Source organism: Corynebacterium sp. HMSC036E10 (assembly GCF_001836265.1).
GTDB lineage: Bacteria > Actinomycetota > Actinomycetes > Mycobacteriales > Mycobacteriaceae > Corynebacterium > Corynebacterium coyleae.
This window is the reverse complement of record NZ_KV827959.1, coordinates 1-23,459: the sequence shown is the minus strand read 5'-3', so window position 1 is coordinate 23,459 and position 23,459 is coordinate 1. Positions and strand designations below refer to the sequence as shown.

The 23,459-nt window shown below is 62.3% G+C and carries 26 protein-coding genes; 20 read left to right on the top strand and 6 right to left on the bottom strand.

What is annotated here, in order from left to right; genetic code table 11:
- Positions 1–4 precede the first annotated feature (4 nt).
- The 3 genes from HMPREF2736_RS02530 (at position 5) to HMPREF2736_RS02520 (ending at position 2,689) form a co-directional block, all read left to right on the top strand.
- Complete coding sequence (locus tag HMPREF2736_RS02530; protein ID WP_070828822.1) at positions 5–961, top strand: glycosyltransferase family 2 protein; 957 nt, start codon at positions 5–7, stop codon at positions 959–961.
- Between the two features lie 82 nt (positions 962–1,043).
- Entirely contained in the window at positions 1,044–2,105 is a 1,062-nt protein-coding gene (locus HMPREF2736_RS02525; protein ID WP_070422892.1) for a mannose-1-phosphate guanylyltransferase, read from the top strand.
- Between the two features lie 335 nt (positions 2,106–2,440).
- Positions 2,441–2,689 carry a WhiB family transcriptional regulator gene (locus HMPREF2736_RS02520; protein WP_180952331.1) on the top strand — a complete coding sequence of 83 codons (249 nt, stop codon included), beginning with the start codon at positions 2,441–2,443 and terminating at the stop codon, positions 2,687–2,689.
- Positions 2,690–2,715: 26 nt separating this feature from the next.
- Here HMPREF2736_RS02520 and HMPREF2736_RS02515 read toward each other — a convergent pair whose 3' ends face one another.
- Positions 2,716–3,204: a metallopeptidase family protein gene (locus HMPREF2736_RS02515; RefSeq protein ID WP_070422848.1), complete on the bottom strand. Its 489-nt coding sequence runs from the start codon at positions 3,202–3,204 to the stop codon at positions 2,716–2,718.
- Positions 3,205–3,296: 92 nt separating this feature from the next.
- On the opposite strand from HMPREF2736_RS02515, the gene HMPREF2736_RS02510 reads away from it, so the two are divergent.
- From HMPREF2736_RS02510 to manA, 3 genes are all read left to right on the top strand, one after another.
- Positions 3,297–3,770, top strand: a complete 474-nt coding sequence (locus tag HMPREF2736_RS02510; RefSeq protein ID WP_083279486.1) for a DUF3499 domain-containing protein — start codon at positions 3,297–3,299, stop codon at positions 3,768–3,770.
- A gap of 56 nt (positions 3,771–3,826) precedes the next feature.
- On the top strand, positions 3,827–5,197 hold the full coding sequence (locus tag HMPREF2736_RS02505; RefSeq protein WP_070828815.1) for a phosphomannomutase/phosphoglucomutase: 1,371 nt from the start codon (positions 3,827–3,829) through the stop codon (positions 5,195–5,197).
- A gap of 83 nt (positions 5,198–5,280) precedes the next feature.
- The gene (gene manA, locus HMPREF2736_RS02500) at positions 5,281–6,474 is read left to right on the top strand and encodes a mannose-6-phosphate isomerase, class I (protein ID WP_070816003.1); all 1,194 of its coding nucleotides are present in this window, start codon (positions 5,281–5,283) and stop codon (positions 6,472–6,474) included.
- On the opposite strand, the gene HMPREF2736_RS02495 is transcribed toward manA, so the two are convergent.
- A complete protein-coding gene (locus tag HMPREF2736_RS02495) occupies positions 6,464–7,450 on the bottom strand; it encodes a hypothetical protein (RefSeq protein ID WP_070828814.1) in 987 nt (328 codons plus the stop codon). The genes manA and HMPREF2736_RS02495 overlap by 11 nt on opposite strands.
- A 186-nt stretch (positions 7,451–7,636) precedes the next feature.
- Between HMPREF2736_RS02495 and HMPREF2736_RS02490 the strand changes: the two genes are divergently transcribed.
- The 9 genes from HMPREF2736_RS02490 to secA all read left to right on the top strand — a co-directional run bounded on the left by HMPREF2736_RS02490 (position 7,637) and on the right by secA (position 17,415).
- The gene (locus tag HMPREF2736_RS02490; protein WP_070422853.1) at positions 7,637–7,990 is read left to right on the top strand and encodes a DUF4259 domain-containing protein; all 354 of its coding nucleotides are present in this window, start codon (positions 7,637–7,639) and stop codon (positions 7,988–7,990) included.
- A gap of 12 nt (positions 7,991–8,002) precedes the next feature.
- Positions 8,003–8,608, top strand: a complete 606-nt coding sequence (locus HMPREF2736_RS02485) for a dTMP kinase (RefSeq protein WP_070422854.1) — start codon at positions 8,003–8,005, stop codon at positions 8,606–8,608.
- A gap of 46 nt (positions 8,609–8,654) precedes the next feature.
- Complete coding sequence (mtrA, locus tag HMPREF2736_RS02480) at positions 8,655–9,338, top strand: MtrAB system response regulator MtrA (protein WP_083279481.1); 684 nt, start codon at positions 8,655–8,657, stop codon at positions 9,336–9,338.
- A gap of 3 nt (positions 9,339–9,341) precedes the next feature.
- Positions 9,342–11,039 carry an MtrAB system histidine kinase MtrB gene (gene mtrB, locus HMPREF2736_RS02475; protein WP_256381017.1) on the top strand — a complete coding sequence of 566 codons (1,698 nt, stop codon included), beginning with the start codon at positions 9,342–9,344 and terminating at the stop codon, positions 11,037–11,039.
- A complete protein-coding gene (gene lpqB, locus HMPREF2736_RS02470; protein WP_070449557.1) occupies positions 11,036–12,760 on the top strand; it encodes an MtrAB system accessory lipoprotein LpqB in 1,725 nt (574 codons plus the stop codon). Before mtrB ends, lpqB begins: the two co-directional genes overlap by 4 nt.
- Positions 12,761–12,771: 11 nt before the next feature.
- On the top strand, positions 12,772–13,389 hold the full coding sequence (locus HMPREF2736_RS02465; RefSeq protein WP_070828813.1) for a ComF family protein: 618 nt from the start codon (positions 12,772–12,774) through the stop codon (positions 13,387–13,389).
- A 48-nt stretch (positions 13,390–13,437) separates the two neighbouring features.
- Positions 13,438–13,833, top strand: coding sequence for a hypothetical protein (locus tag HMPREF2736_RS02460; RefSeq protein ID WP_070449560.1), 396 nt, complete (start codon positions 13,438–13,440; stop codon positions 13,831–13,833).
- Between the two features lie 137 nt (positions 13,834–13,970).
- Positions 13,971–14,690 (top strand): ribosome hibernation-promoting factor, HPF/YfiA family, encoded by a 720-nt coding sequence (gene hpf / locus HMPREF2736_RS02455; RefSeq protein ID WP_070828812.1) that lies wholly within the window; start codon positions 13,971–13,973, stop codon positions 14,688–14,690.
- A 157-nt stretch (positions 14,691–14,847) separates the two neighbouring features.
- Positions 14,848–17,415, top strand: coding sequence for a preprotein translocase subunit SecA (secA, locus tag HMPREF2736_RS02450; protein ID WP_070422858.1), 2,568 nt, complete (start codon positions 14,848–14,850; stop codon positions 17,413–17,415).
- 50 nt (positions 17,416–17,465) lie between these two features.
- Here secA and HMPREF2736_RS02445 read toward each other — a convergent pair whose 3' ends face one another.
- Entirely contained in the window at positions 17,466–17,981 is a 516-nt protein-coding gene (locus tag HMPREF2736_RS02445; RefSeq protein ID WP_070422859.1) for a hypothetical protein, read from the bottom strand.
- Between the two features lie 153 nt (positions 17,982–18,134).
- On the opposite strand from HMPREF2736_RS02445, the gene HMPREF2736_RS02440 reads away from it, so the two are divergent.
- Positions 18,135–18,548 carry an HAD-IA family hydrolase gene (locus tag HMPREF2736_RS02440; protein WP_070422860.1) on the top strand — a complete coding sequence of 138 codons (414 nt, stop codon included), beginning with the start codon at positions 18,135–18,137 and terminating at the stop codon, positions 18,546–18,548.
- Positions 18,548–19,042, top strand: coding sequence for a DUF6912 family protein (locus HMPREF2736_RS02435; RefSeq protein ID WP_180950030.1), 495 nt, complete (start codon positions 18,548–18,550; stop codon positions 19,040–19,042). The genes HMPREF2736_RS02440 and HMPREF2736_RS02435 overlap by 1 nt, the downstream gene beginning before the upstream one ends.
- On the opposite strand, the gene rsgA is transcribed toward HMPREF2736_RS02435, so the two are convergent.
- Together rsgA and aroA are read right to left on the bottom strand one after the other, a co-directional pair.
- Entirely contained in the window at positions 19,016–20,041 is a 1,026-nt protein-coding gene (gene rsgA, locus HMPREF2736_RS02430) for a ribosome small subunit-dependent GTPase A (protein WP_070482350.1), read from the bottom strand. The two genes, HMPREF2736_RS02435 and rsgA, sit on opposite strands and share 27 nt — an antisense overlap.
- Positions 20,041–21,321 (bottom strand): 3-phosphoshikimate 1-carboxyvinyltransferase, encoded by a 1,281-nt coding sequence (gene aroA, locus HMPREF2736_RS02425; protein ID WP_141761577.1) that lies wholly within the window; start codon positions 21,319–21,321, stop codon positions 20,041–20,043. The genes rsgA and aroA overlap by 1 nt, the downstream gene beginning before the upstream one ends.
- Before the next feature lie 13 nt (positions 21,322–21,334).
- Between aroA and HMPREF2736_RS02420 the strand changes: the two genes are divergently transcribed.
- The gene (locus HMPREF2736_RS02420) at positions 21,335–21,991 is read left to right on the top strand and encodes an SOS response-associated peptidase (RefSeq protein WP_070828810.1); all 657 of its coding nucleotides are present in this window, start codon (positions 21,335–21,337) and stop codon (positions 21,989–21,991) included.
- Positions 21,992–21,998: 7 nt separating this feature from the next.
- Here HMPREF2736_RS02420 and ybaK read toward each other — a convergent pair whose 3' ends face one another.
- Positions 21,999–22,463, bottom strand: coding sequence for a Cys-tRNA(Pro) deacylase (gene ybaK / locus HMPREF2736_RS02415; RefSeq protein ID WP_070828809.1), 465 nt, complete (start codon positions 22,461–22,463; stop codon positions 21,999–22,001).
- Between the two features lie 34 nt (positions 22,464–22,497).
- Here ybaK and HMPREF2736_RS02410 point away from each other — a divergent pair, with 34 nt between their 5' ends.
- Together HMPREF2736_RS02410 and HMPREF2736_RS02405 are read left to right on the top strand one after the other, a co-directional pair.
- Entirely contained in the window at positions 22,498–23,118 is a 621-nt protein-coding gene (locus HMPREF2736_RS02410) for a sigma-70 family RNA polymerase sigma factor (RefSeq protein WP_070771973.1), read from the top strand.
- Complete coding sequence (locus HMPREF2736_RS02405; protein WP_070422864.1) at positions 23,118–23,369, top strand: hypothetical protein; 252 nt, start codon at positions 23,118–23,120, stop codon at positions 23,367–23,369. Before HMPREF2736_RS02410 ends, HMPREF2736_RS02405 begins: the two co-directional genes overlap by 1 nt.
- The last annotated feature ends 90 nt before the right edge of the window (positions 23,370–23,459 follow it).

Below are 23,459 nucleotides of genomic sequence, written 5' to 3'. Positions count from 1 at the left end.
GGGTATGCTGTCCAACATTGTGAAAGACACAGAGCATCATCCTGACGCTCATCAGGCGCCACTCGCGGTGATCACCGTGACGTATTCGCCTGGGGAGCACTTGGCGCAGCTCATCGCCTCCTTGGAGAAGGCGACGACGCGCCCCGTTGTGCTGCTTTGCGCCGACAACGGCTCCAAGGACGGCGTGCCGCAGCAGGCCGCACGCGAGCACGAGCACGTGGAGTTTTTCCCCACTGGTGGAAACATCGGTTATGGAGCCGCGATTAATGCGGCTGCTCGGCAGTTGGGGGATCGTCGAAAAGCAGGTGCGGTGCGCGGCGACTACTTCCTTATTGTGAACCCCGACGTGGAGTTCACCCCGGGGAGCATCGACGAGTTGATCCACTGCGCCGACGACGCGCCGAAGGCTGGCGCCGCCGGGCCCAGGATTGAAGAGGCCGACGGCTCCGCATACCCCAGCGCGCGCGAGGTGCCCAGCCTGGTCATGGGGATCGGGCACGCGCTGCTGTACGACTACTGGCCGTCCAACCCGTTTTCCCGCGCGTACCAAGCCGGGGCGAATATGGAGGTGCAACGCACAGCAGGCTGGCTGTCCGGCGCGTGCCTCCTTGTGCGGTGGGATGCGTTTGACCAGATCGGCGGGTTCGACGAGCGCTACTTCATGTACCTGGAAGACATCGACTTCGGGGACCGTCTTACCCGTGCAGGCTGGGACAATTTGTACTGCCCGAGTTCCGTGATCTTGCACGATCAGGGCCATGTTGCGGACCGACACAGGGGAGTTACGGTGCCTGCGCACCACGCCTCGGCGTATCGGTTCCAGCGCGACCGCCATCCGCATGCGTGGCAAGCGCCCATCCGCTGGGCGTTGTGGCTCGGCCTCCGAGTGAGGGGTGCGCTGCAGTTGGGCAGGGCGAAACCTGCACGCAGGGCTGGCACCGGCCGTGGGGAAGTGAACTGACAACAAGATGAAGGATCTAGCAATGGCTCAGACAGCCTCCACCGAAATCACCGAGTCTGCTGAAATTGCAGAAATCACAGAAATGGATGCGGTGATTCTCGTCGGCGGGCGTGGCACACGCCTTCGTCCGCTGACTGTCTCTACACCCAAGCCGATGTTGCCGACGGCAGGTTTCCCGTTCTTGGCACATCTGCTTGCCCGCATCCGTGAGGCTGGCATGCGTCACGTGGTGCTGGGGACGTCCTATAAGGCAGAGGTGTTTGAGGAGTACTTCGGCGACGGCTCCGAGTTCGGTCTAGAGATCGAATACGTCGTGGAGGAAGAAGCGCTTGGCACCGGCGGTGGCATCCGCAACGTCTACGAGAAGCTCCGCTACGACAACGTGATGGTCTTCAACGGTGATGTGCTTTCTGGCGCGGACCTGTCGGCGATTGCGCACACGCACGTGGATAAGGATGCGGATGTCACACTGCACCTGGTGCGGGTGCCGGATCCGCGCGCGTTCGGCTCGGTGCCGACGGATGAGGACGGCAATGTGCTGGCCTTTTTGGAAAAGACCGAGGATCCGCCGACCGACCAGATCAACGCTGGCTGCTACGTGTTTAAGCGTTCGGTGATCGAGCAGATCCCGGCAGGACGTGTGGTTTCCGTAGAGCGCGAAACCTTCCCGGGCCTGCTTGAGCAGGGTGCGAAGGTCGTCGGCCATGTGGATTCGTCGTACTGGCGCGACATGGGCCGCCCGGACGATTTCGTCCAGGGCTCCTCGGATGTGGTGCGCGGCATTGCGTACTCGCCGCTGTTGAAGGGGCGTACGGGCGAATCTGTGGTGGATCCGTCTGCCGGTGTTGCGCACGGCGTGATTCTGATGGGCGGCACAACGGTTGGCCGTGGCTGTGAGATTGGGGCGGGCTCGCGTATCGACGACTCTGTGATCTTCGACGGCGTCACCATCGAGCCTGGCGCAATGGTGCGCAATTCCATCATTGCTGCCGGAGCCACGATTGGAGCGAATGCGCGCTTGGTTGATTGTGTGATCGGTGAAGGCGCCCAGATTGGTGCGCGCTGCGAGCTGCAGGGTGGCATGCGTGTGTGGCCGGGTGTTGTGATCCCAGATTCGGGAGTGCGTTTCTCCCCAGACGCGTAACCGACACGCCAACACGGCCAAATAGTCGCGCTTTTTAGTCCCGACACTACATGTAGTACCCCCGAAGTCCACCCCCATTGCAGCTATACTGTGACAGTTGTGGCTGGTGTGAAAGTTGACGTGGGGAATGTCTGAAAAAGGCGCGCTCGGTTCACATTTTGGTTGCGACTATTTAGTGCCTCGGTGTGTAATCACAGAAGTGTTATTTCCGCATCCGCAACCAGCGGGTGCATCACTCTTCGAACGACCACCGAAAAGATCAACTAAGCAACAGGGAAGGTAATGGCGTGGAAAATCAAGCGGACGCCATCCTCCGCGGCGCTGCTGCGGGAGGGATGACCCTCGACGAGTTGTTTGGCACTGTCGAGCAGGAGTGGCAGGACCAGGCGCTGTGTGCGCAGACTGACCCCGAGGCCTTCTTTCCTGAAAAAGGCGGCTCAACTCGTGAGGCCAAACGAATCTGCAAGGCATGCGCAGTGCGCGATGAGTGCCTCGAGTACGCACTCGAGCACGATGAGCGCTTCGGTATTTGGGGTGGGCTGTCCGATCGTGAGCGTCGCCGTCTGAAGAAGCAGATCGGCTAACAACTCCCAAGATCTACAGGGTGGATCTACCAGGGAAAATCGGGATTCACAGTGCGTGGATCCAAATTTAAATAGTTTGCTACCAGCGCGGTGAGCACCCACGTGAGCAACTCTGCACGCTCCTGGGTGGTCACCGCGCGGTGTTCTATCGGCATGCGAAACACGACAAAGCGCGCACGGGTGGGGTTGCCGTGCTGATCCACGCCTGCCTGGAGCACCCGCCCGAGAGGGACCGGGCCGTCGGCGATGATCTCGTCCGGCAAGATCGTCATATCTGCGTGCAGGCGCATACGTGGGATCGTGTCCACCGCCAGATCCACGCTTGCCAGCTGCTCAAAGTACGCGTTGTGGAGCGGGGCGTAGGCCTCCATGACAAGTGCGTCGAATGCGTCGTTGCGTGAGCGATAGCGGGGCACCCCAACGGGCAGGAGCGGGCCACGGGCACCTCGCCCGTGGCGGTCGCGTGCGGCGCGGACGTGCGAGGGGCCGACGCCGGGCCTGGAAGGGGTTTGCATGACGGCAATCCTAAGGTGGAAACAGGCAGGTGTGGAGGGGGCGCGCCGCGCCGCAGTACAAAAACCTCAAGAAGGGGTTTAGACTGTCCGCCGTGAATGTCTTCCGTCGTTGTTGTCGCCCGGGTTGCGGCAGGCCCGCTGTGGCCACGCTGATTTACGCGTACGCGGACTCGACGGCAGTGATCGGTCCGCTCGCCCCGGTAGCAGATCCGCATGCGTGGGACTTGTGTGAGCGCCATTCCGCCCACATCACCGCGCCCGTTGGTTGGGAAATGGTCCGTGTAGAGCACGTCGAGTTAGAAGGCGATGAGGATGACGATCCGGAAGCCTCCGACATCACCGCCTTGGCCGAGGCCGTGCGTGAGGCGGGTCGACTGACCACTGGTTTGGTCGATTCTTCGCAGGACCCAATCGAGTACGAGGCCTCGCACGACTTCAACGACCCGGATACCTCGAATCACCCGGTGCATCGCACGAAGCGGGTGGAAGAGCAGATTGCTGCGCATAAGGCGGCGCGCCGTTCGCATTTGCGCATCGTGCCGGATCCTTCGGCTGAGCAGGAATAGCGAAACCACAGCAGCCGGGGAGGGGTCGTGTCGCGGGGCGCACTAAGATGGCCTGCATGGCTATCCAGCACACACGTGAGACTCTGAGCAGCGTTATTAAGGCCTACGACGTTCGAGGCGTTGTCGGCGAGCACATCGACGAGGACTTTGTCCGCACCGCCGGCGCTGCGTTTGCCCACATTCTGCGCGAGGAGGGTGAGACCCGTATCGCGGTCGGCCACGACATGCGTCCGTCGTCGCCGGCGCTGGCCGCGGCGTTCGCCGAGGGAGCTGCCTCCCAGGGGCTTAATGTCACCGACTTGGGGCTGACGTCGACTGACGAGCTCTACTTCGTTGCCGGCTCCCAGCGTTGCGCTGGTGCGATGTTTACCGCCTCGCACAATCCGGCTCAGTACAACGGCATCAAACTCTGCCGCGCGGGCGCGACCCCGGTGTCTACAGATACCGGTTTGTCGGAAATCGGCCGCATGATTCTTGAGGGCGTGCCGGAGTTTGAGGGGGAACGTGGTGTCGTCGAGAAGCAAAATGCGCTCGAGGCATACGCGAAGTATGTGCGTGATCTGGTGCCGGTGCCTACGCGGCGCAAGTTGGTCGTGGCAGTGGATGCCGCAAACGGCATGGCTGGGCTGACGGTTCCGGCGGCGTTGGGGGATATGGATATTCGCCCGCTGTACTTCGAGTTAGACGGAACTTTCCCGAACCATGAGGCGAACCCGCTCGACCCGAAGAATTTGGTTGACCTGCAGAAGTTCACTGTTGAGCAGGGTGCGGACATCGGGTTGGCGTTTGATGGGGATGCGGATCGTTGCTTTGTTGTCGACGAGCGGGGCGAGGCCGTCTCGCCCTCCGCCATCACTGCGCTGATTGCCACGCGCACCCTTGCGGAGAACCCCGGTGCGACGATCATCCACAACCTGATTACCTCGCGTGCAGTGCCGGAGATGATCGACGAATGTGGTGGCACCGCCGTACGCACCCGTGTGGGCCACTCTTACATCAAGGCCAAGATGGCCGAGCATGGCGCGCTATTCGGCGGTGAGCACTCCGCGCACTACTACTTTGCTGAGTTCTTCAACGCGGACTCTGGCTTGGTCGCTGCGCTCCACGTTTTGGCGGCACTGGCAGAGCAGGACAAGCCGCTGAGTGAACTGATGGCGCAGTACGAGCGCTACGTCGCATCTGGTGAGATCAACTCGGAAGTTGCCGACCAGGAAGCGGCGACGAAGCGTGTGGTGGATGCGTTCGCGGATCGTGCGGAATCGGTAGACACCCTCGACGGTGTGACTGTGAAGTTGAAGGACTCCAAGGCGTGGTTCAACGTGCGTGCATCCAACACGGAGCCGCTGCTGCGTCTTAATGCGGAAGCGCCGACCCAGGAAGAGGTCGACGCGCTGGTCAACGAGATTCTTGGCCTGATTCGTTCCTAGGCACCGAATTCTTGTAACTCGAACGGGGAGCGTGGGACTGCTATTTTGGACGTTTGCGCTCACGCAGAACCAAAGGAGGCCACATGGAGCGATTGGATGGGGTACTGCGACCCTACCCATGGGGGTCGCGGACGCTGCTCGCACAGCTGAGGGGGACGCCCTCGCCGAGCGAGAAGCCCGAGGCCGAACTGTGGTTTGGTGCCCACCCTGCCGCCCCAGCGACCATTGACGGACGTGGCCTCGACGAGATCATCGCCGAGGACCCCCAGGCAGCATTGGGCGACCGCGTGATTGCCCATTATGGCGAGCAACTGCCGTTTTTGGTGAAGTTGCTCGCGGCGGATTCCCCACTGAGTATCCAAGCGCACCCGTCGCGCGAGCAGGCCGTTGCTGGCTTCGAACGGGAAAACGCTGAGGGCATCAGCCTCAACAGCCCGCAGCGCAACTACAAGGACTCGAACCCGAAGCCGGAACTTATCGTCGCGTTGACTACGTTCCGTGCGATGGCGGGGTTCCGCCCTGTGGCGCAGATGACCGAGTTGTTCGAGGCGTTTTCCTCCCCAGCCTGGGACCGTTACGCAGCACTACTGCCAGCGGCCGGCGGTGCAGGAGACATGCGGGTGTTGTTTACTACCCTGGTGTCGTTACCCAAGCCCGCGCTGACGGAGGTGCTCGACGCCGTCGGACATAGTGCCCGCACGATCGCCGATGGAGGCACCGCAGCCCACCCTGCGTGGGTTGTGGAAGCAGCCGAGGTATTCCTTGAACTAGCGCAGCGTTACCCAGGCGACGCTGGTGCGTTTGCGGCTCTGCTGCTCAACATTGTCACCCTCAAGCCGGGTGAGGCGGCGTTCCTCGGCGCAGGTCAACTGCATGCCTACCTCAGCGGTCTCGGCGTGGAGGTCATGGAAAACTCCGACAACGTTCTGCGCGGTGGCCTGACCACCAAGCACGTAGATGTGCCAGAGCTCGTGCGTGTACTCGACTTTTCTTCGTTGGAATCGCCGCGCGCAGACACCGAGGAGGTGGCTGGTGGGAAGCGATTCGTGCTGCCGGTGGAGAGTTTCACCGTGAGCATGCACGAGCTTGATCAGGGCGAGTTGCGTATCGACGAAGATGGCCCCGCAATCGCACTCTGCACCGCGGGCACCGCCACGGACGGGACAATGTCAATCGCCGCTGGGGAGGCTGTGTGGATTCCCGCAAGCGATGGTGCGGTGACCCTGCGGCCTGCAACGGATGGGGAACCCACCCAGGTGTTTGTGGCTACCGTGTAACGCTTCGCGCGATCTGGTCAAGCGCCTCGCGGGGGCTAAAGCCCTCATCCGGCTGGGGGTATCCGGCCACGTCCTCCTTGCCCGGCACACGCGCCCGGGCAGTTGTGGGCGCAGATGCCTGCGACTGCAGTTGAGCCTCCAGCTGGTCTGCAGGAATCGCCTTGTTGTTTTCGGGGTGCTCATCGCGATCGTTCTCACGCGAGGTTGGCTCGGCGGGGGAGGAGCCGGGTGCGGGTTTGCCGTCCTTGATCTTCGGCTCGTTGTCCGCAGATGTGTCGGGGCCGCGCTCGGGCTCGGATGGTGCCGTGGGGATCCCGGAGGTGCCTGCCGAGTCGGTCTCGGTCGGCGTTTGTGCAGACGTGCCAGGCGTGTCAGGTGTGGACGGGTGCGACGCCTCAGGCGTTGGCTGCGGCCTGGACTCCGACGGGGACTCAGGCGTTGTCTCGGGGCGGTTCGGCCGTTCTTCGCTCGTTGTTCCAGACGGGCGGGTCGACTGTGAGGCTGACTGCGGCCCCGATCGCTGTGATTGCGGTGCCTGCTGGGCCGACTGGGCCGGTGGCGGCACAACGATGTTGGTCGGGCGGTACACCTTGGTCGGCTGCGCCGGATCTGCCTGGCCCACCACTGCGTGCGGTGGCAGGTATGGATCGTTCTGCGCCGCATAGTTCGGGTTGACGTGGTGCGTGCCACCCTGCATGCCGTGTTGTGCGCTGTAGTCCTGGTCTACCGGTGCATCGTTTCCGTCAGTGCGCCCATCTGCAGAGGTTTCTGTTGTCGACGAGTTGGTCGCTGTGCGGGAACTCGACGTGCTTGAGGTTGTCGAGTGCGCGCTGGTGGTGTCTGCTGCCTCGGCGGAAAAGCCTGCGTGGTCCGAAGGCCCGGTGGACGATGACGCCCATACGGTCCAACCGGTCAGGCCAGCAAGCCCGAGGCCTGCAGCAAAAAGAGCAGCGGTACGACGGTTGGTCGGTTTCACGTCCCCGCTCCTTCCACGGTCGGCGCGCAGCCCTTACATCACGAATTGGTAACAGTATGGTGGTGTAGGAATGTTTATAGCACGTCGTACGGCGAAGGTGTACCCCCATAAGGTGCAAGTGCCGTATATAAAGACGTAATAGATACCGTGTTTGCAGCACTCGATACAGACGGAAGGAGCGTCACAGTGACGACCTGGGACGAGCAGATTTTCACCATTGACACCAATGCAGATTTCCTCGACGAGATCTCTGACCTGGATACCGACGAGATTGTGGAAGCAGTGCGTGACGCCGTGCTCCTCGCCGCAAATGGGGATTCCGCAAGCGAAGATGAGATCCTCAACGGCCAGGCTGCGGCGACGATCGCTGCAATTTGGTCGGGTGCACCTTTTTCTGCCGGTGATGTGGCAGAGGCGTACCCGTTCATCCGTCTGCGCCCGGACGAGATCGACGAGAAGCTCGTCGAGGCTGCTGCTGCGGTGCTGGAAGCAGTGGAGACCGAGGCGGACCTTGAGCAGTTCCTCGAGGCGCTGGCCTAACGGTTTGCGGCCATGATTATTGCGTTTGAAGGTATCGATGGCGCGGGCAAGAACACGCTTGTCACCGCGATCAAGAAGGAACTCAACGCCGACACGCTTGCGTTTCCGCGTTACGAGGACTCCATTCACGCCCAGCTCGCACAAGACGCGCTGCACGGGCGCATGGGGGATGTGACGGATTCCGCGTTTGCGATGGCGACACTGTTCGCACTTGACCGTCATGGGGCGAAGGCGCTTCTCGACGAGTACGTCGACGATCCGTCCCGCGTCCTCATCCTGGACCGCTACGTGGCCTCTAACGCCGCATACACCACTGCGCGTACCGGTGACGATGCCGCCTTGCGCTGGGTGGAAGACCTGGAGTTTGGGCGTTTGGGGTTGCCGAGGCCGGACTTGCAGGTGCTCGTCGATACGAGCCCTGAGCTTGCGCGGGAACGTGCAGCGAAGCGCGAGACGCAGGACGCAACGCGTGCGCGCGATCGCTACGAACGCGATGGTGGCCTGCAGGCCGCAACGTATGCGATGTACGGACGGCTGGCGGAAATGTCGTGGGGTGGGCCGTGGGTACGCGGTTCGGATCCTGCGGTTATCATTCAGGCAATACGCGACCTGGCATAAGCCTCGTCATTTCAACCCCCATAAAAGCCCTGACAAAGGAGTACATGTGGCCCACAAGATCCTGGTCGTGGACGATGACCCGGCGATCAACGAGATGCTCACCATCGTGCTTGAGGCCGAGGGGTTTGAGACGAGTTCCGTCACCGATGGCGCTGAGGCCGTTGGCGCGTGGCGCAGCTTTGATCCGGATCTGATCCTGCTCGACCTGATGCTGCCAGGCGTCAACGGCATTGATATTTGCCGCGAGATCCGCAAGCAGTCCGCCGTGCCGATTGTCATGCTGACAGCGAAGACCGACACGGTGGATGTGGTGCTTGGACTGGAGTCTGGTGCGGACGACTACATCACCAAACCCTTCAAGCCGAAGGAACTGGTCGCCCGAATCCGCGCGCGTCTGCGTCGTACTGACGACGAGCCGGCGGAAATCTACGAGGTTGGCGATCTGACCATTGACGTTCCGCAGCACACCGTGACTCGCGGCGGCCAGGAAATTCAGCTGACCCCGCTCGAGTTTGACCTTTTGCTGGAAATGGCGCAGAAGCCGAATCAGGTGCACACCCGCGAGGAGCTGCTGGAGTCCGTGTGGGGCTACCGCAACGCTTCGGATACGCGCCTGGTTAACGTGCATGTCCAGCGTCTGCGCTCCAAGATTGAGCACGACCCGGAGAACCCGGAGATCATCCTCACCGTGCGTGGTGTGGGCTATAAGACCGGCAAGCCGGGGGTGTAGTCGCTGAATGCGCTCAAACGCGCACGCGAACGCGTAGCGCACGCATGGTCGACCTCGTTGCAGGTGAGGTTCGTGGGCACGGTACTTATCGTGTCCGCAATCGTGATGTCCGTGCTTGGGTTTGTGCTGGCGTCGGTGGTCACTAGCCGCATCACCGAGGCGAAGCTGGAAACCGCGAGTGTGGAGATCGAGCGCGCACGCGCCACCGTCGAATACCAGCTGGACAACAGCGGCAGTTCCGCCTCGCTGCAGGCGCGCTTGAACTCAGCCCGTGCAGGTTTGACCCAGCGCGCACAGGAACACTCGGACACGTCGAGCTTTTACGAGCCGGTCTTGGTGGCGGAAAGCGGTGGCGGGGTGGTGACCTCGTCGCCGGAGTCGTACCAGATCCCAGAGCGCTTAGCGCAGTTCGTCAACGACGGAAATGTGGCCTACCAATTCGCCACTGTGGAACGGCCGGATGCGACGTTGTATGACGCGTTAATCGTCGGTACACCAACGAATGCGGATATCCCGAATCTGCAGCTCTACCTGGTCATGAATATGGAGAGCGAAACCACCACCGTTGCACTGATGCGTGGCATTTTGGCTATCGCTGCGGTGATCGTCGTGGTGCTTTTGATGGGCATTGCGTGGCTTGCGTCGCAGCAGATTGTGGCGCCGGTGCGCTCGGCGTCGAGAACTGCTCAGCGTTTCGCGTCTGGCCATCTGCGCGAGCGCATGCCGGTCGATGGCGAAGACGAAATGGCAGTGCTGGCCATGTCCTTCAACAACATGGCGGACACGCTGTCTAAGCAGATCAACAACCTGGAGGAATACGGTGATCTGCAGCGCCAGTTCACCTCTGATGTTTCCCACGAGTTGCGCACGCCGCTGACTACGGTGCGTATGGCCGCAGACATGATCGCGGCGAACGAGGATTCGCTCGAACCGTCGACCAAGCGCGCTTCCCAGTTGATGATCAAGGAACTCGACCGCTTCGAGGCGCTGCTCAATGATTTGCTGGAAATTTCGCGTCACGACGCCGGCGTGGCCGAACTCTCCACCACCAGCATGGATGCTCGCGGGCCGGTGGAGTCTGCATGGCAGCAAACCCAGCACCTTGCCGACGAGTTGGATGTGGAAGTCGACTTTGACATCCCGGAGGAACCACAGACGATCGAGGGTGACCCACGGCGTATCGAGCGCATCGTGCGCAACCTGGTGGCCAACGCCATCGACCACTCGGAGGGCAACCCGGTGAAGGTTGTGATGCGTTCCAACGACGAGGCCGTGGCAATCACCGTCACCGACCGCGGTGTTGGGCTGAAGGAAGGCCAAGACGAGTTAGTGTTCAACCGCTTCTGGCGCGCGGACAAGTCCCGCAAGCGCCACTCGGGCGGCACCGGCCTGGGCCTGGCTATTGCGCGCGAGGATGCGCTATTGCACGGCGGCATCCTCGACGCCGCTGGCACGCACGGCGTGGGTTCCCAATTCCGCCTGGTGCTGCCGAGAGAAGTCGGGGCGAAAATCAACGTCGCCCCGTTGGACTTGGTCGCGCCGGGCAAGATTTCCGGCGAGATCGAAGGGGCTCCTGTTGTCACCGAAGCGGTTGGAGTTACCGATGCTGACACCAGCGGGGGAGATGATCCGGCCACCGATAGTGGGGCCGGTGTAGTAGCGCCGGATCCGCAGCCTGAAGTCCAGGAGGAACACCGATGAGGACGAATAAAGCTGCATCGTTGGCGTTGTCGGCCGTGGCCACGTTGACTGCGATGTCCCTGCTGTCGGGGTGCGCAACGCTGCCAACCAACTCGGCACCTCACGTGCTGCGTCCGTTTACGCCGGCGGAGTCTCCGACGCCGGATGCTGGTCCCGCGGAGGATGAGGAGCCAGACTTGCTGCTGCGTGGGTTCTACGCAGCATCGGCGATTCCGGACGGCGACTACGAAATGGCGCGTGCTTACCTGACGGAGAGCGCTGCCCAGGCGTGGGATCCAAGCGGGCAGAAGCTGATCGTGGACAGCTTCGGCGTGACCACGCTGCCGGGGGCCTCGGCAGGGAAGCGTCGCTTTGCGGTTCACGGCAATGTGGTTGGTGCGGTGCGCACTGGGGGATCGTTTGCTCCGGAGCGCGGCAAATACGAGGCAGAAATCGAGCTGGACATGATCGATGGGCAGTGGCGTATTTCGTCGCTACCCGCGGGTGTGGTCATGGAGCGAACTGAGCTGCGTAACCAGTATCAGCCGTATAACCTGTACTTCTTTGATGCCGACGACCGTGAGTTGGTCACCGACCGCCGTTGGGTTCACTCGCGTCGCGAGGCCCTGGCGGGTGACTTAATCGGGTTGCTTATGGAGGGGCCTGCGGAGCGTCTGCGTCCAGCGTTGCCCAATGCGTTGCCGTCGAAAGTGGCCTATACGGGGTTCAAAGACGGCGCGTTTACCTTTACTGGTTTCAGCGAAGTCGACGCCGCACGCCGCACGCAGTTTGCTGCCCAAGTGGTGTGGACCCTTGCCACCGCCGGCATCACAGGTCCGTATCGTTTGGAAGCCGACGGCAGCCCCCTCATCGAAGGCGCTGACGAACTCGGTACCGACGACTTTGCGGACGAGAGCCCACTGGTGGAAACCGCTGGTGAAAGCACGCTCTACGCGCTCGTCGATGGGCGCATTTTGCGTGTCGACGGCCGCACCACCCAGGCCGTCGACGGCAGCCTCGGCAGCTCTGGCCAGATCACTTCAGCCGACCTGGCCAAGGGTGGCCAATGGGCTGCTGTCTTCGGCAAACCAGACGATGACAAGGACGATGTGCTTCGCGTGGGCAAATTCGGTGCCCGCGAGGAAGAGGTTATGCGGGCGCGTACATTCACACGCCCGAGCTTCGAAGCGAACGCGGCGGCGGTGTGGTCGGTTGCAGACGGCAAGCGGATCCTGCGCACAGTCCAATCCGCAGCCAGTGGCGAATTGTCCACCGGCGAGGTGCACGTCGACCTGCCAGAAGGCGTGGACGGCAACATTTCTGTGCTGCGCCTGTCGCGCAGCGGCACCCGCGTGGTCATGGTGATCGACGGAAAGCTCTACACGGGCATTGTCCAGCGTGGCGCTTCCGGCGAACGTTCTATTGTCAATGTGCTCGAGTACGCCCACGAGCTCGGAGGCAGTGTCGTATCCGCCGAGTGGCGTGCGGACGGTTCGCTCATCGTCGGTACCTCCGCCCCGTCGCCAGTGCTGCGTGTGGAGCAGGACGGCTCGTCTATGACCGCGTTGTCGGCGGGCAATATTTCGGCTCCGGTGGTGGCAGTGGCGGCGTCGCCAAGCATGCTCTACGTCACTGACGTCAATGCTGTATTGCAAGTGCCGGCCTCAGGTGCGGACAACCCCATCTGGCGTGAGGTGCCAGGTCTGGAAGGTATGCGCGCGCTACCGATCATCGCGCGGTAGGGGAGTCAGGGATGCTGGGGGATATCGGGGAGTTGCTGCTACCGCGCAAGTGCGCCGGATGCGGCGTGCCGGGGCCGCTGTTGTGCGCCACCTGCCGGATGGAGTTGGCGCACCCGCCGCAGCGCGTGTTTCCCAACACCACACCGATGGTGCCGGTGTTCGCACTAGGTGCCTATGCGGGTGCGCACCGTGGGGTGGTGTTGGCAATGAAGGAACGTAACCACCTTGCCGTGCGTCGCCACGTCGGTGCGGTACTCAACGCCGGGCTGGACTACTTGGAGGCGCGCGGCGATATCGCAGTCGGCGCGGTGCTGGTTCCCGCACCGACGAAGGTGTCCTCGGCACGCGCCCGCGGCGGCGACCCCGTGGAAGCTATCTGCCGCGCCACCCAGCGCAGTGTCACACCCGCGTTGCTACTCGACGCCAGCGCTGCCGATCAGTCGAACCTTGACGAGTCTTCGCGCCGCGCAAACCTGTCCGGAGCAGTACGGCTTTCCGCCATCCCTGCAGGTCCCGTGGTCATTGTCGACGACGTCGTGACCACCGGAGCAACCCTCCAGGCCAGTGTGTCCGTGCTGCTCGCCCACGGGGTTGACGTGAGTGCGTGCGTGACCGTGTGCGCAGCGTAACCGCAGGCCAAATATGTGTTTTTGCAGGTGTCCAGTAGGGTCACAGGAATGAAATTGCGTCTTCTTCCACTCGTGTGTGCCCCGGTTCTCGCGTTGGTCGGTTGCTCGACTGCAGAGATCACCCCACTTCATGAGGCCCGTGTTCAGGAGGTCTCCGAAATCCGTGACGCCCTTGCCGGCACGGACTTCGACTGCACCAACTGGCAGGAGTTGAAGCAGGAAGAGGGCGTGTGCATGCAGAAGGAAAAGGGCCAGATCAAATTCAAGCTCGACGGCACGCCCGAGGATTACGCGCGCTACCTCATGGAGGAGCAGTTCCCGTACGCAAAGGAAGTCATTGTCGGCGAGAACTGGGTTGGCCGCTGCGATAACACTGATGAGGGCACCTGCCAGACCATCGCTGAAGGTCTCGGTGCAAACGTGAAGCAGAGCACCCGCAGCTAAGCATCCGCTGCTCAGCACTTGGCAGCGTAGCTCTCAGTAAGCTCATAGCGAACATTTTGCGAACCCCCGTGTATTGGTCATAACCAGTTGTATAGTGGTGATGGACACAGTTCCTACTACCCACAGGGAGGAAGCACATGACTTCTGCAGACCAGAATGCCGTACAGGGTGGCGCACAGGGGGAGGGTCTCGGACCCGATGTGGCGTTGACCATCACCGGCCGCAACGTTGAGGTTCCGGAGCACTTCCAGGAACGCGTAAGCGGCAAGTTGGCAAAGATTGCGAAGCTCGATCCGACTCTGAATTCCTTCCACGTTGAGCTCAAGCATGAGCCGAATCCGCGTCGTGAACAGGAAGCGGAACGCATCCAGATCACCGCAACTGGCTCGGGCCACCTCGCACGCGCTGAGGCGAAGGAAGACACCTTCTACAACGCCTTGGATGCCGCAGTGGCAAAGCTGGAGCGTTCGCTGCGCAAGGTCAAGGCTCGTCGCACCACTCCGATGTCTGGCCACCGTGCACCGAAGGGCACCGGCAAGCTTGCTGCTGAGCTTGAGGCTGAGCAGAAGGCAGCGCAGGCTCGCGAGGCTGCTGCGCAGGGTCCGTACGATGTTGACCCGTACGAGGATCAGGTTGAGGATCTGACTCCGGGCCAGGTCGTTCGTACCAAGGTGCACTCCAACGCTCCACGTAGCGTGGATGATGCGCTCAGCGAGATGGAGCTGGTTGGACACGATTTCTACCTCTTCATCAACGAGGAGACGAACCGTCCGGCTGTGGTCTACCGCCGTCACGCGTTTGATTACGGTTTGATCGAACTGGCTGATGAGGCGGAAGCCGAAGCAGGCGAGAAGTAGCGCTTGCGCTGTTACCCGCACGGTCCTGTGAAAGGGGCCGGGCGGGTTTTGTCGTCGATTAGCAACGCCGGGTTGTTCTCTGCAACGTAGGCGTGCGTACAATGGCGGGTTGTTACACCTTGGCCCTGCCTACTCCAGTAGTAAAGGATTTTCTCACGTGTTTGGACTGTCGAAGCTGCTCCGCGCCGGTGAGGGGCGTACCGTCAAGCGCCTGGCGAAGATCGCTGACCAGGTCATGGCCCTGGACGATGAATACGCGGCGCTGACCGATGAGGAACTTAAGGCGAAGACCGCCGAGTTCAAGCAGCGCATCGCCGACGGCGCGAGCCTCGACGACATTTTGCTCGACGCGTTCGCGACTGCCCGTGAGGCGTCGTGGCGCGTGCTGGGACAGAAGCACTACAAGGTGCAGATCATGGGTGGTGCCGCACTGCACTTCGGCAACGTCGCTGAGATGAAGACCGGTGAAGGCAAGACGCTGACGTCGGTGCTGCCGGCGTACCTCAACGCGCTGTCCGGCAAGGGCGTGCACGTGGTCACCGTGAACGACTACCTGGCTAAGCGTGACGCCGAGATGATGGGTCGTGTGCACCACTTCCTCGGCCTGGAGGTGGGCGTGATTCTGTCGGAGATGCGTCCGGCGGAGCGCAAGAAGGCGTACGACGCTGACATCACCTACGGCACCAACAACGAGTTGGGCTTTGACTACCTGCGCGACAACATGACGCGTTCGGTCAACGAAATTGTGCAGCGTGGCCACAACTTTGCGATTGTGGATGAGGTTGACTCGATTCTTATCGACGAAGCCCGTACCCCACTGATCATCTCCGGCCCGGTCGATGGGTCCAGCCAGTTCTACTCGGTGTTCGCACAGCTTGCGCCGCGTATGCGTGAGGGCATCCACTACGAGGTGGATCACCGCAAGCGCACCGTCGGTATTTCCGAGGAGGGCGTGGAGTACGTCGAGGACCAGTTGGGCATTGACAACCTGTACGCGCCTGAGCACTCCCAGTTGGTGAGCTACCTCAACAACGCGATCAAGGCCAAGGAGCTCTTCGAGCGCGATAAGGACTACATCATCCGTCAGGGTGAGGTCATGATCGTGGACGGCTTCACCGGCCGTGTGCTCGCTGGCCGTCGTTACAACGAGGGCATGCACCAGGCCATCGAGGCCAAGGAGCAGGTGGAGATCAAGAACGAGAACCAGACGCTGGCCACCGTTACCCTGCAGAACTACTTCCGCCTGTACGACAAGCTCTCGGGTATGACCGGTACCGCTGAGACTGAGGCGGCCGAGCTCCACCAGATTTACAAGATGGACGTTGTGCAGATCCCGCCGAACCGTCCGAACCAGCGCGTGGACCGCGACGACCTGATCTACAAGACGCAGGAAGCCAAGTTCGCGGCCGTTGCGGAGGACATTGCGGAGCACGCGGAGAAGGGCCAGCCGGTGCTGGTCGGTACCACCTCTGTGGAGCGTTCCGAGTACCTGTCGCAGCTGCTGACCCGCAAGGGCGTGGCCCACAACGTGCTCAACGCGAAGCACCACGAGGAAGAAGGCCGCATCATCGCCGAGGCTGGCCTGCCGGGCAAAGTGACCGTTTCCACCAACATGGCTGGTCGCGGTACCGATATCGTGCTGGGTGGCAACCCGGAAATTCTCTTGGATGCGAAGTTGCAGGAGCAGGGCCTCGACCCGTTTGAGGACGAGGAGCGCTACCAGGAGGCGTGGAACGATCAGCTGCCGAAGGCGAAGGAGCGTTCCAAGAAGCTTGGTGATGAAGTCCGTGAGGCCGGCGGCCTGTACGTTATTGGTACGGAGCGTCACGAGTCGCGTCGTATCGACAACCAGCTCCGTGGCCGTTCCGGCCGTCAGGGTGACCCGGGCGAGACCCGTTTCTACCTGTCCATGCGCGATGAGTTGATGGTTCGCTTCGTGGGTCAGACCATGGAGAACATGATGAACCGCCTCAACGTTCCGGACGATGTGCCGATCGAGGCGAAGATGGTGTCCAACGCCATCAAGGGCGCACAGTCGCAGGTTGAGAACCAGAACTTTGAGATGCGTAAGAACGTGCTCAAGTACGACGAGGTGCTCAACGAGCAGCGCAAGGTGGTCTACGGCGAGCGTCAGGAGATCCTGGCGTCGAAGGACATCAAGGACCAGGTGCGTCGCATGATCGAGTCCACCATCACTGCGTACGTCGATGCGGAGACCGCGGAAGGCTACGTGGAGGACTGGAACCTCGAGGAACTCTGGCACGCACTCGAGTCCCTGTACGGCCCGTCCGTGACGCCGCAGGAACTCATCGATGGTGACGAGTACGGTCGTCCGGGTGAGCTGACCTCGGCACAGTTGCGCCAGGCGCTTCTCGACGACGCCAACGCCCTCTACGACAACCTCGAAGAGAACATCTCTGCGATCGGCGGCGAAGAGCAGATGCGCAACCTGGAACGCATGGTGATCCTGCCGATCATCGATACGAAGTGGCGCGAGCACCTCTACGAGATGGACTACCTCAAGGAAGGTATTGGCCTGCGTGCGATGGCGCAGCGCGACCCGCTGGTGGAGTACCAGAAGGAGGGTGGCGACATGTTCAACGCCATGAACGAGGCGATCCAGGAAGAGACCGTGCGCCAGCTGTTTGCCATGCGTAAGCAGTTTGAGACCCAGCCAGCCCAGGCTGCTGAGGGCGAGACTGACGGCGGCACCGCCACCGTCTAAAACCGCCGCTGAACCCACTGTTTGGGGCCACTGTTTGGGCCAGTGCGGTCTCACACTGAGGGCAACGCCCTGGTGAGGGCGTGAGGAGCCGTCTGCGACGTGTTGCGCGCAGGCGGCTCCAGTATTTTGAACGACTGCAGTTTGCCGTCCGCCATCTTCGCGGCAAAGGCGAGGCGTCGCCCGCCTTTCTCCACGGTGCCGTAGAACTCGCCGGCCTCACCAGAGTGGCAGGTGATCACCCGGACGTGCTGGGTGGGCAGGACTGCGGTGTTGCGGGTGTGGGCGCGGAGTTGGAGCTGGGCTCGTCGATACGCACGGATGTGTGTGCGCACCGACGTACTGAACCGCGAGGCTGTCATCACAGTCGGGTCGTAGCCTCCGAACGCAGCGCTGATGGCCTGGCGCACGAGAGGGTCGACGCGTTGATTGGTCTGTGGTGTGGCGCTGAGCGCCACGTCCGGCTCGAGCACCGACGGCGCCGGTTTCGGCGCGGGCGTGCGGCGCTCAGGTGCGAGGAGTTGAATGTGCTGGTGGCCGGGAACGCTGTAGTACCTGGTTGCGGGCATGTGGGAATCCTCCGTCACGGGAGGGGGTGGGCGCGGCGCGGGGTAGGTATCATTGTTCACGATTGGCGCAATGAAATAAAGAGTGTGCGCACTAAAATACGCATCACGTACGCGAAATACGCAGCTAACGAAAGCTAACGAAAGAAGGCCGAAGTGCAGGGTTTGATCATCGACTACGCAGGTGTGCTGGACACGGGCGCTGAAGACCAGAGCCGCTGGAAGACCCTCATCGAGGAAGCCAAGAAGAAGGACGTCTCCGTGGCCATCCTCTCCAACGAGGCAGCTGAGGGCGAGATTGCGGACGCGATCCGCGAGTGGGAGTTCAAGGGCGTTGTCGACGCGGTTGTGCTCTCCGGCGAGATCGGTGTGGAAAAACCGGAGCGTGCAGCGTTCCAGGCGGCAGCCGACGCGATCGGCCTGGATATGAACGAGTGCGTGATGATCGACGATGACATCATGAACATCCGCGCCGCAGTGGAATACAACCTCATCGGCATCCTGCACACCGCGCTGGACCGCACTGCGGTAGAGATCCAGTCCCTGTTCGACATTGAGGGCGAGTTCTAGTGCGCGTCTACATCCCGGCAACGTTTGGCATGCTGCAAGCGCTGCAGGACAACGGTCTGTTGCATGCGCGCAGCGGGTGGGGTTTTTCTGCGACGAAGGCGTTGCAGGAATTCTTCACCTCGGGCGATCTCGAAGAGATCGAAGATGTGGCGTTCGATGACGCGGCGTTGGCGTCGCTACGCCTGCTCGCCATTGGGGACGAGGAGCGCTTCCCGCACCGCCGCGTGGTCATCTCCGTGGACGTGGACGCGACTGAAGCGCCCGATATGGGCGAGTCTGTGGTGAAACTGTCCGGCCCGGTGAATCTTGAGGACGTCGCGGCGATCCACGTGGACATCAAGGAATCCGAAGAAGCCACCGCGAAGGCCATCGAGGTGGTCGATGCCGCGGATCTTGGCGACGAAGACGCGGAGCTGACCGTCGGCGACGCCCAAGACAACTACATGGCGTTCTATCACCCAGACGAGTTAGCGTTCCTCCTCGAGCTGCTTTAACTCCCACTCGTTATTGCTGTGTAGAGCCTCCAGCAGGTGGCGCACAGCCAGCGCGCGGCGCCCGATGGGGGATTCAGCGTCGAGCGTGTCCCAGGCACACTCCGGGTCTGCAGGCGGGCCCAAGTGGGTGCAGCCGCGGGAGCAGCCTTCGGCGGCCTCGGCGAGATCGGGGAAGACCTGCACGATTTGTTCCGGGGCGACGTGTGCGAGGCCGAAGGAGCGGATACCGGGGGTGTCGATAATCCAGCCACCGCCGGGTACCTCCAACGCCACGGACTGGGTGGAGGTGTGGCGGCCCTTGCCCACGCCGGAGACCTCGCCAGTTTCGCGGTCCGCGTCCGGGACGATGCGGTTGACCAGGGTGGATTTGCCCACGCCGGAATGGCCGATCAGCGCAGAAACGCGGTCGCGGATGTGTGTGAGCAGTTCCGCGATGTCGTCGTCGACGCCGGTGCGCAGCACCTCCACACCAAGGTCGGCGAGTTCACGCTCGAAATCGGTAGGGTCGGCCAAATCAGACTTGGTCACGCACACCACCGGGGTCACGCCGCCGACAAACGCGGCGACTAAGGCGCGCTCCACAAACCCGGTACGCGGTGGGGGATCGGCGGCGGCAACCACGATGAGCAACAGCTCAGCGTTGGCAACGATGATGCGCTCGTACGGGTCCGTATCGTCAGCCGTGCGGCGCAGGACAGAGGAACGCTCCTCGCGCTTCACAATGCGCGCCAGCGTGTCCTTCGCGCCGGAGGTGTCACCGACGACGCCGACACGGTCGCCGACCTCGATCGAGGTGCGCTTTAAGTCCCGGGCGCGGGTGCATTGCAGGCGCGTGGCGTCGTCGTCAAGCACGACGCCCCAACGCCCACGATCCTTAGCCACGACCAAACCGAACTTGGCATTATCGTGCGACGGGCGGTTCTTCGAGCGTGGCCGTGAGCCCTTGCCGGGGCGGACGCGGACGTCGGATTCGTCGTAATCGGAAAACTTGCGGCGCATTACTTGGAAACCATCTCCAACCACATGTCCTCAAACCCAGGAAGCGTCTTCGCGGTGGTTGCAATGTTTTCCACCTGGACGCCCTCCACAACCAGACCGATGATGGCGCCGGCGGTGGCCATGCGGTGATCGTCGTAGGAACGCCACGTCCCGCCATGCATCTCGTTGGGAGTGATACGCAGGCCGTCGCCGAGTTCCTCGCAGTTGCCGCCGACGTTGTTGATCTCGTTGGTCAGCGCCGCCAGGCGATCCGTCTCGTGGCCGCGCAGGTGCGCAATGCCGGTCAGCTCGCTCGGGGTGGAGGCACACGCCGCGATGGCGGCGACGGTGGGGGCCAACTCGCCGATGTCGCTCATGTCGAGTCGAATGCCCTTTAGCGTGCCAGGCTTCGAGCCGCGCACGCGCAGGGTCTGGGTGGCGCCGTCGGCGATGAGTTCGACCTCGCAGCCCATGCGCTCCAAGACGGTACGGATCACTGCACCCGGCTGGGTGGTGCGCAGTGGCCAGTTCGGGATGCGCACCTCGCCGCCAGTGACAGCTGCCGCGGCGAGGAAGGGTGCTGCGTTAGACAGGTCGGGCTCGATCACCCAGTTAGTGCCGCGGATCGGCTGCGGAGCAACGTCCCAGGTGTCACGGGTAGCGGTGACCTTCACGCCAGCCTCTGCGAGCATGGCCACCGTCATCTCAATGTGCGGCATCGACGGCAACATGCCACCCGTGTGGCGGATGGACACGCCACGCTCGAACCGGGGCGCGGACAGCAGCAGGCCCGATACGAACTGGGAGGAGCCGGAGGCGTCGATCTCCACCGGGCCGCCGTCAGCCTTGCCGGTGCCGTGGACGGTAAACGGCATCCCGTCACCCGCAACGGACACGCCGAGGGTGCGAAGGGCGTCGAGGATAACCGCGATGGGGCGGTTGCGGGCGTGGGGGTCGCCGTCGAAAAGCACAGGCCCCTGCGCAAACGCCGCAACCGGCGGCACAAACCGCATCACGGTGCCAGCAAGACCGCAATCAACCTCTGCGCCGCGCAACTCGCCCGGGGTCACACGGATGACGTCGCGGTCGTGCTCGAAGCCAGTGCCCATGGACGCCAGTGCGGCCTCCATAAGATCCGTATCGCGCGAGCGCAGCGCCCCAGTCATCGTCGACGGACCAGCGGCAAGTGCCGCCAGCACGTAGGCGCGGTTAGTCATGGACTTTGACCCCGGCACCCGCTGCGTGTGGGTGATCGGGGCCGGATGGAACGGTGCGGGCCACATGTTCGTCATGAACGTCATAATAATGGAGCGCATGTGCGGACGATTCGTTCTTTTCACTACTGGCGACGAACTCCTCTCCGAGGTAGCCACCCTGCCCGGCATCAACCATGTCGAAGCGCCCGACGGCACCCCGCCGTCGCGCTACAACATCGCGCCGACAAACCAGGTGCCACTCATCCGGATCGCAGAGCAGGCTGCGCGTATCGACGCCGCCCGCTGGGGCCTCCTCCCAACTTGGAAGAAAGACGACACCGGCATGCCTCTGTTCAACGCACGCGGAGAGACGGTGGCGGAGAAGCCCTCGTTCCGCAGCGCGTTCAAAGCGCGGCGCGGGCTGATGGTGCTCGACGGCTACTACGAGTGGAAGCAAACCGAATCCGGCAAGCAGCCCTACTACGTGCGCCCTGCAGAGGGCTTGCTGTACGCGGCGGCACTGTGGGAGACCGGGCTGGACCGGCTATCCACCACCATGATCACCACCGACGCGACCGACAACATGGCCTGGCTCCACCACCGCCTACCGCTCTTTCTGCGTGACGATGAAATCCGCCAGTGGGTCGACGGCACCCCAGAGGAAGCACTAGAACTCGTGCATCCCTCGCGCGTGGCCGACACGTTGCAGTGGAACGAGGCCGCAAAGGAAGTAGGCAACGTGCGCAACGACTACGCGGAGTTGATCTCGGGCTAGTCCAGGGCTATTCAGTCCCGATAGGCGCGAATGTCGCGTTGGTCAGCTCCGCCAGGTCGGTGGGGGACAGGGCGATAGAAAGGCCCCGCTGGCCGGCGGAGACGGTGATGGTTGCAAGGTCGGCGACGGAGTCGTCGATAAGCGTAGGCATGCGCTTGGTGGTGCCCAGCGGGGAGATCCCGCCCACGACATAGCCGGTCGCACGCTGCGCCTGAGCAGGATCGGTCATCTCCGCACGCTTCCAACCCAGCGCTTTCGCCGCCGCCTTGAGCGAAAGGTGGCCGGCGACGGGCACGCAACAGATCGCCATGTCGCGCTCGTGATGGATCACCAAAGTCTTCAGCACCGTGTGGGGGTCACGGCCCAACTCAGCAGCAGAATGGGCCCCGAAATGGTCCTGGCTTGGGGTGTATTCGAGCACCTCATGAGGGGTTTGAGAAAGGGCGCTCAGCGCGCGAGTCTTAGCAGCCATGGGGCGATTTTAGCGCTGACCTACAATAGCGAGCATGCCCGAAACCGAGCTTGATCAAGAAGCAAAGGCACGCTTCGCCGAAGAAGCCATGCCGCTGCTCGACCAACTCTACGGCGGAGCCCTGCGCATGACCCGCAACCCGCAAGACGCCGAAGACCTGGTGCAAGAGACCTACCTCAAGGCGTACAAAAACTTCGACAGCTTCACGCCCGGTACCAATCTCAAGGCGTGGCTGTACCGGATCATGACCAACACCTACATCAACTCGTACCGCAAGAAACAGCGCCGGCCGCTGGAAACCTCCGCGGACGAAGTGACGGATTACCAGTTGTACTCCTCGAGCTCGCACGACTCGACGGGACTGGAATCCGCCGAGGTTGAAGCGCTCAAGGCAATGCCAAACTCGCGGATCTCCGAGGCGCTCAACGCGTTGAACGAGGACTACCGCATGGTGGTCTACTACGCCGACGTTGAAGGGCTGGCGTACAAGGAAATCGCCGAAGTGCTGGACATCCCCATGGGCACTGTCATGAGCCGACTGCACCGTGGAAGAAAACAACTGCGCGGCATGTTGAAAGACGTGGCGAAGGAACGAGGCATTGGCCTCGACCACGCGGACATGCAGGACACCGACACTGCGGCGAAGGAGAAGTAATGGCTACGGGACACGGATGCGAAGCGACATACCGCCTGCTGTGCGAACTTTTCGACGAAGAAACTTCCCCACAGCGCCGCGAGGAAATCACCTCCGAGATCGCGCAATGCCCGGAGTGCCGCAGTATTGCCGAGTCTGAACGTGCCGTTCGCGCCATCGTCCGGGATTGCTGCCAGCCAACGAAGGCTCCTGAGCCGCTGCGCGAGCGCATCATCACCACCATCTCCTACACCGAAGTCACGTGGCACTAGGGCGCTTTTAGGGGGTTTTAGGGGGAGTTCGGGAGCTGGTTGTTGCGGCCTTTCTCATCGTCTAGCTGGGCTTGTGATGCTGCTAGACGA

Coding starts and splice junctions, on each gene's coding strand:
- HMPREF2736_RS02530 (WP_070828822.1), top strand. CDS start 5: ATGCTGTCCAACATTGTGAAAGACACAGAGCATCATCCTGACGCTCAT.
- HMPREF2736_RS02525 (WP_070422892.1), top strand. CDS start 1,044: ATGGATGCGGTGATTCTCGTCGGCGGGCGTGGCACACGCCTTCGTCCG.
- HMPREF2736_RS02520 (WP_180952331.1), top strand. CDS start 2,441: ATGACCCTCGACGAGTTGTTTGGCACTGTCGAGCAGGAGTGGCAGGAC.
- HMPREF2736_RS02515 (WP_070422848.1), bottom strand. CDS start 3,204: ATGCAAACCCCTTCCAGGCCCGGCGTCGGCCCCTCGCACGTCCGCGCC.
- HMPREF2736_RS02505 (WP_070828815.1), top strand. CDS start 3,827: ATGGCTATCCAGCACACACGTGAGACTCTGAGCAGCGTTATTAAGGCC.
- manA (WP_070816003.1), top strand. CDS start 5,281: ATGGAGCGATTGGATGGGGTACTGCGACCCTACCCATGGGGGTCGCGG.
- HMPREF2736_RS02485 (WP_070422854.1), top strand. CDS start 8,003: ATGATTATTGCGTTTGAAGGTATCGATGGCGCGGGCAAGAACACGCTT.
- lpqB (WP_070449557.1), top strand. CDS start 11,036: ATGAGGACGAATAAAGCTGCATCGTTGGCGTTGTCGGCCGTGGCCACG.
- HMPREF2736_RS02465 (WP_070828813.1), top strand. CDS start 12,772: ATGCTGGGGGATATCGGGGAGTTGCTGCTACCGCGCAAGTGCGCCGGA.
- HMPREF2736_RS02460 (WP_070449560.1), top strand. CDS start 13,438: ATGAAATTGCGTCTTCTTCCACTCGTGTGTGCCCCGGTTCTCGCGTTG.
- hpf (WP_070828812.1), top strand. CDS start 13,971: ATGACTTCTGCAGACCAGAATGCCGTACAGGGTGGCGCACAGGGGGAG.
- HMPREF2736_RS02445 (WP_070422859.1), bottom strand. CDS start 17,981: ATGCCCGCAACCAGGTACTACAGCGTTCCCGGCCACCAGCACATTCAA.
- rsgA (WP_070482350.1), bottom strand. CDS start 20,041: ATGCGCCGCAAGTTTTCCGATTACGACGAATCCGACGTCCGCGTCCGC.
- aroA (WP_141761577.1), bottom strand. CDS start 21,321: ATGACGTTCATGACGAACATGTGGCCCGCACCGTTCCATCCGGCCCCG.
- HMPREF2736_RS02420 (WP_070828810.1), top strand. CDS start 21,335: ATGTGCGGACGATTCGTTCTTTTCACTACTGGCGACGAACTCCTCTCC.
- ybaK (WP_070828809.1), bottom strand. CDS start 22,463: ATGGCTGCTAAGACTCGCGCGCTGAGCGCCCTTTCTCAAACCCCTCAT.
- HMPREF2736_RS02410 (WP_070771973.1), top strand. CDS start 22,498: ATGCCCGAAACCGAGCTTGATCAAGAAGCAAAGGCACGCTTCGCCGAA.
- HMPREF2736_RS02405 (WP_070422864.1), top strand. CDS start 23,118: ATGGCTACGGGACACGGATGCGAAGCGACATACCGCCTGCTGTGCGAA.